The following is a 4,668-nucleotide window of genomic DNA, read 5'->3' as shown; positions in this document are numbered from 1 at the left end:
GGAACTGCAAAGCTATTTTTGTTTAACCTTAATGTTATCGTTATGAAAACTAATTTTAGCGTGCTTTTCTTTTTGAAAAAGCCAAAGAACTACACAAAAGGGGCTGTTTACTTTATCTTTTTAAGAATTACAGTGGACGGGGTTCGTGCGGAAATGTCAACAAGCAGAAATTGCGAACCGGAGCGATGGAATGCAAAAGCCGGAAAAGTAATTGGTACAAAGGAAGATGTTAAAACTTTGAATGCCTATCTGGAAAATATGAAAGCGGAAGTTTATGCAGCCCATAGCCAGCTAAGTGTGGACGGAGCCGAAATAACCGCCGATAGCGTTAAATGCAAATTCTTAGGTAAAGAAGAAAAAGCACACACTATAATGGAGGCCATTAAAACCCACAATGAAAAAATGAAAGCATTAGTGGATAAAGAAGAATATGCTCCCGGAACGCTTAGAAGATTTGAGGTGCTGGAAAGGCATGTGGAAGATTTCATTGCCGCCAAATACAACAGAGCGGATTTCAATGTAAAACGCATAGACCACGAGTTTATTGATGGCTTTGACTTCTACCTGCATACGGTGAAAGAAAACGATACCAATACCGCAAACAAGCACATTAAAAATCTAAAAAAGATAGTAAGCATTTGCCGGAAGTATAAATGGATTAGCACCGACCCCTTCTTTGGCCATACGTTAAAGTCAAAACCTGTCCATAGGGAATTTTTAACCGCAGACGAATTGCAGAAGATTACCGAAAAGCAGTTTACTACCGCAAGGTTATCGCAGGTACGTGACTTTTTTCTGTTCAGCTGCTATACCGGACTTTCCTATGCGGATGTTCAAAAACTAAAACTAGCCGATGTAAGTATTGGGGTTGACGGGGAAAGATGGATATTTACCTACCGAAAAAAAACAGATACAAGGGTGGCAATACCCTTGCTTCCAATAGCGGCGAGTATCCTTGATAAATATAAAGATCACCCTTATTGCCTCCATAACAACAGGGCTTTACCAATTTCAAGCAATCAAAAGATGAACGAATATCTGGTTGAAATTGCGGCACTTGCAGGAGTTAATAAAACATTGGGCAACCGAATAGCCAAACGGACTTTTGGCACTACTGTAACTTTATTGAACGGTGTACCCATCGAAAGCGTGTCTAAAATGCTTGGACACACTAATATACGTACCACTCAATTATATGCCAAGGTACTGGATACCAAAGTAAGTGGAGATATGGCGCCGCTTATGGGAAAATTTGTTGCCCAACATATCAAAACTAATGAGGTTACAGAATCGAAAATAAGCGCTGACATTGCCTTAATAAGGGTAAAATACACTGTAACACCCCAAATGGAAGAAGCGTCGTAATACAGGCTAATTTCACTAGTCCATCTGCTGACCACGCATTGCTAAAACAATGCGTGTTTTTTTATTCCCTCTGCAATGGTACCGATCATATACCACAAGACCAATGTACAATGGCAGAAAACAAAGGTACACCACTCCGTAAGTGCCCAGAGCGAGAACAGCGGGCTGGCCTGTGAGCGAAGGGGTTTCGCAGGCCGCACCGGAGCGTGGGGGTTATAAACATGTTTTTTTTTAGAAAGTCTATATAAATAACAAGCCATTGCAGTCTGCAATGGCTTTTATGGAATAAAGTATCCCTAAGTTCGTGTAATTTACAACTTAGTTTGCGCTAGCAGTAGTGTTACTGCCATTTTTATTGTCGTTTATGAACTTCTCTTTAGATTTTATTCCATCAACAATTTGAGAAGTCATTTCAGATGCCTGATTACTAATAATTTTACCCGCCAAACCCTCAAACCCTTCGATAAAGCTTTGATTAATGTAACCAAATATAAATGAAAACCAATAAAAAGTTATTTTGTCAGAAAAAATAAAACCGACATTATACCAGTATATAATTACTGCTACAGTTAGAAAAACAAATACCTTCTTAAGATTTTCAGCTTTAAAAATTGGAGCAACGAAAGAAAAAATAAGGCCAAATAAGAGCCAGTAATTATCAAATAGGAAAGCAAAAAGTGGAATTAAAACAATAGTCAAGATTAAAAATACAGAGAAATGGATAATTGCTATCCGTTTAAATTTTCCAGCTGCTTTTAGATTTTCGTTCATATTGTTTTTCAATAATAATGCTTATTTATTCTCCTGCGCTTTCAGTAAACGCTCGTAGAGTGCTTCTTTTTCTGCATGCAGCTTTTTAAGTTCTTCTACTGTTTCAATTAACTTATCTAGTGGATTGAAGGTGCACTGGTACAGACCACTATAATTGCTAGATGAACCCTCGTAATTATTTTGGATATTATAGATAGCTGTTTCTTCGTCAAAATTCCTGATCGCCTCTTCCGGTACCTTCAATATCTTCGCAATTTCCGCTAAAAGTGCATCTTCAATTTTTTCTTTGGATTCCAGAACTGAAATCTTTTTCTGGCTCCATTCCTCGCCCAAAGAAGCGGCAAGCCCTTCCTGTTTAATCCCCATCATTTCACGAAAACGCTTGACGTTTCTGCCTTCATGCACTTTATTGGGACGATCAGTTGTAGTACTCATATATTGTTAATTTGAATCAAATGTAATAAATCTTCTATTGTATGTGTTAAAAATAAATTAGCTACTGGTTTATTCAGGAACTTGTTTTAACAGCTCGGCTAATTCCGCATCTGTCAAATTCGACTTTTCGGATTTATCGTAAATTGTTAACAGGTAAACGGCATCATCTTCAATAACCAAATTTGCGATGACTCTGGCACCACCGGATTTCCCCTTTCCTTTTGAGGCAATGGCTAACCTGATTTTATAACATTTGTTGCCTATCGCCGTGCCTTGTTCTGGATTATTCTCTAAAGAATCAATAAGATCAATATATTCCTTTTTTAAAGAGGGATATTTTTTTACCAGCCTTTTAAGCTGCTTATCAAAGGGGCGTAAGGTAAAGACATTATAACTCATTGATAAGGTCTCTTGCCGGACGTGCTTTTAGTTTACCCTGGCGTACCAATTTAAGATCTTCAACTGCTTCTTTAATCTCGTCAACTAAAATAGCATTTTCATCAGAAAGAGGTCTTGCCTTCACAAAAGACAGGCTACTTAACAGCTCCATAACAAAAGCCGCCTTATTGTCCTTAATATCTAGTATTACTTTCATGATCTGTGTTTAAAGGGGTTATTACACAAAGGTAACTATATCTTTTCAAACATAAAAGCGAACCAAATAGATTGAATTTTTGTCTAAATCACCGTTTAAAAAATGCGCTAAACCGTCTAAAAAATGGATTGGAAGATTAATATAGACATGCTGGGTTGCGGTTCTTTGGCTTGAACTTAATTAAGACTAACATGAAAACAGAACCAACCGTTAGCGAAAAAACCTCTTTCCGCTATTTAAAAGAAAAGGACATCAGCAATCCACATTATCAAATCGTATGCTTTTTTTGCTGCGAAGAAAACAACATTGAATCTTTCCGGTTCGGAATGGTCGACCTGATTAAAACAGCCTGTTCCGATCAACATTTTGGCAATAAGGACAGCTATTATTATAATCAGCAGCAGTTTGTTAAACTACTTGAACTTGCTTACGTACTAAAGAACGGCGATGAAGATTTTAAACTAAATCCCAATCACCCGCTTCATAGGTTTTCCGATCACCCTTTTGAATTGTATACCGAAACAAAAGATAAGCCCTTTCCAGCTTTACATTTTCGCACGTTATCCGGTACAGAGTTGAATGATATACGGATATTTTTAGAAGAATTGTTCCATTTCAAGAGTTTGGAAGATTGGAGAGGCATTTTAGATTCCTTATTGTATTGCACTAAGGGAGAAGTTAAATTGGACGACATCTATGATGAAAAAGTTTATGAAACCGTACTAATCAGGGAATATATAGAGAAAACAATAGAGGCTATGGGATTGATCTGCGAAACTAAATCCCTGCCTTATATTAAACTGCATCACGCCGAAGATTTCAGGATTGAAGTTGAGGAAGAAGAGACTGGCCATGTATTTAACCCTATACCGCTAATGAAATTTACAGAAAAGAACTTTCCGGCGGTAGTTAACTTCATCGCAGATGTAATTGAGCCGGAAAAGATTTATTGCCTCAACCACCGAACAGACAGCGATGGCAGAGACCATGCCGACCTGATACTGGTTATCCCTGAAAAATACCCGCAAACGTTTGAAGAGATTGAAACAGTGCTTAATTTTGCTGTTTTAAAGCATATTCATGTAAGCTGTACCTTATTTAAAAGCTCATTTTTTCATAAGATGGTTGGTGAGGGACATATCTATTTCAGCCTTACCTGCAATACTGAAAGTCTGGTTTATGACGATGGCAGCAAGCCCCTGCCAGTATTGAGATTGGACAACAGGCCGGAGAAAATAGAAAAAACCAAGCATGATTTTTATACAGGGCTTACCAAGGCCAAAACATTCTATGAAGCAGCCCAAAGTTACAGGGACGACAATTTTATCCTTTCGGCATTTTTATTACACCAGGCGGCAGAACTAGGTCTTAGGGCATTAAACAGGTCGCTTACTACGCAAGACAAAACTGGAGTTGCTATATTTGAGTAGACAGTAAGTTAAGAGAATTACATACCTTAACAGAAATTATGTCACAAGTAAGAAAAGCGTACCCGAAGGAGT

Annotated in this window: 7 protein-coding genes; 3 read left to right on the top strand and 4 right to left on the bottom strand. The window is 37.9% G+C overall.

Annotation, left to right across the window (positions count from 1 at the left end):
- The first annotated feature begins 42 nt into the window (after positions 1-42).
- Complete coding sequence (locus tag BLW16_RS22770) at positions 43-1,365, top strand: site-specific integrase (RefSeq protein WP_090560184.1); 1,323 nt, start codon at positions 43-45, stop codon at positions 1,363-1,365.
- 75 nt (positions 1,366-1,440) lie between these two features.
- Positions 1,441-1,584 carry a hypothetical protein gene (locus BLW16_RS23415; protein ID WP_175470691.1) on the top strand — a complete coding sequence of 48 codons (144 nt, stop codon included), beginning with the start codon at positions 1,441-1,443 and terminating at the stop codon, positions 1,582-1,584.
- 99 nt (positions 1,585-1,683) lie between these two features.
- Here BLW16_RS23415 and BLW16_RS22765 read toward each other — a convergent pair whose 3' ends face one another.
- From BLW16_RS22765 to BLW16_RS22750, 4 genes are all read right to left on the bottom strand, one after another.
- Positions 1,684-2,136, bottom strand: coding sequence for a hypothetical protein (locus BLW16_RS22765; RefSeq protein WP_090560183.1), 453 nt, complete (start codon positions 2,134-2,136; stop codon positions 1,684-1,686).
- Between the two features lie 21 nt (positions 2,137-2,157).
- On the bottom strand, positions 2,158-2,571 hold the full coding sequence (locus tag BLW16_RS22760; protein WP_090560182.1) for a helix-turn-helix domain-containing protein: 414 nt from the start codon (positions 2,569-2,571) through the stop codon (positions 2,158-2,160).
- Positions 2,572-2,640: 69 nt separating this feature from the next.
- Positions 2,641-2,970, bottom strand: a complete 330-nt coding sequence (locus BLW16_RS22755; protein WP_090560181.1) for a type II toxin-antitoxin system RelE/ParE family toxin — start codon at positions 2,968-2,970, stop codon at positions 2,641-2,643.
- Positions 2,960-3,166, bottom strand: coding sequence for a hypothetical protein (locus BLW16_RS22750; RefSeq protein ID WP_090560140.1), 207 nt, complete (start codon positions 3,164-3,166; stop codon positions 2,960-2,962). The genes BLW16_RS22755 and BLW16_RS22750 overlap by 11 nt, the downstream gene beginning before the upstream one ends.
- A 191-nt stretch (positions 3,167-3,357) precedes the next feature.
- Between BLW16_RS22750 and BLW16_RS22745 the strand changes: the two genes are divergently transcribed.
- Positions 3,358-4,596: a hypothetical protein gene (locus BLW16_RS22745; RefSeq protein WP_090560180.1), complete on the top strand. Its 1,239-nt coding sequence runs from the start codon at positions 3,358-3,360 to the stop codon at positions 4,594-4,596.
- The last annotated feature ends 72 nt before the right edge of the window (positions 4,597-4,668 follow it).

This window comes from Pedobacter hartonius (genome assembly GCF_900107535.1).
GTDB lineage: Bacteria > Bacteroidota > Bacteroidia > Sphingobacteriales > Sphingobacteriaceae > Pedobacter > Pedobacter hartonius.
Note: the sequence above shows the minus strand (reverse complement) of the source record. Positions and strands in the feature narration are given on the sequence as shown.

Coding starts and splice junctions, on each gene's coding strand:
- BLW16_RS22770 (WP_090560184.1), top strand. CDS start 43: ATGAAAACTAATTTTAGCGTGCTTTTCTTTTTGAAAAAGCCAAAGAAC.
- BLW16_RS22755 (WP_090560181.1), bottom strand. CDS start 2,970: ATGAGTTATAATGTCTTTACCTTACGCCCCTTTGATAAGCAGCTTAAA.
- BLW16_RS22765 (WP_090560183.1), bottom strand. CDS start 2,136: ATGAACGAAAATCTAAAAGCAGCTGGAAAATTTAAACGGATAGCAATT.
- BLW16_RS22760 (WP_090560182.1), bottom strand. CDS start 2,571: ATGAGTACTACAACTGATCGTCCCAATAAAGTGCATGAAGGCAGAAAC.
- BLW16_RS22745 (WP_090560180.1), top strand. CDS start 3,358: ATGAAAACAGAACCAACCGTTAGCGAAAAAACCTCTTTCCGCTATTTA.
- BLW16_RS23415 (WP_175470691.1), top strand. CDS start 1,441: ATGGTACCGATCATATACCACAAGACCAATGTACAATGGCAGAAAACA.
- BLW16_RS22750 (WP_090560140.1), bottom strand. CDS start 3,166: ATGAAAGTAATACTAGATATTAAGGACAATAAGGCGGCTTTTGTTATG.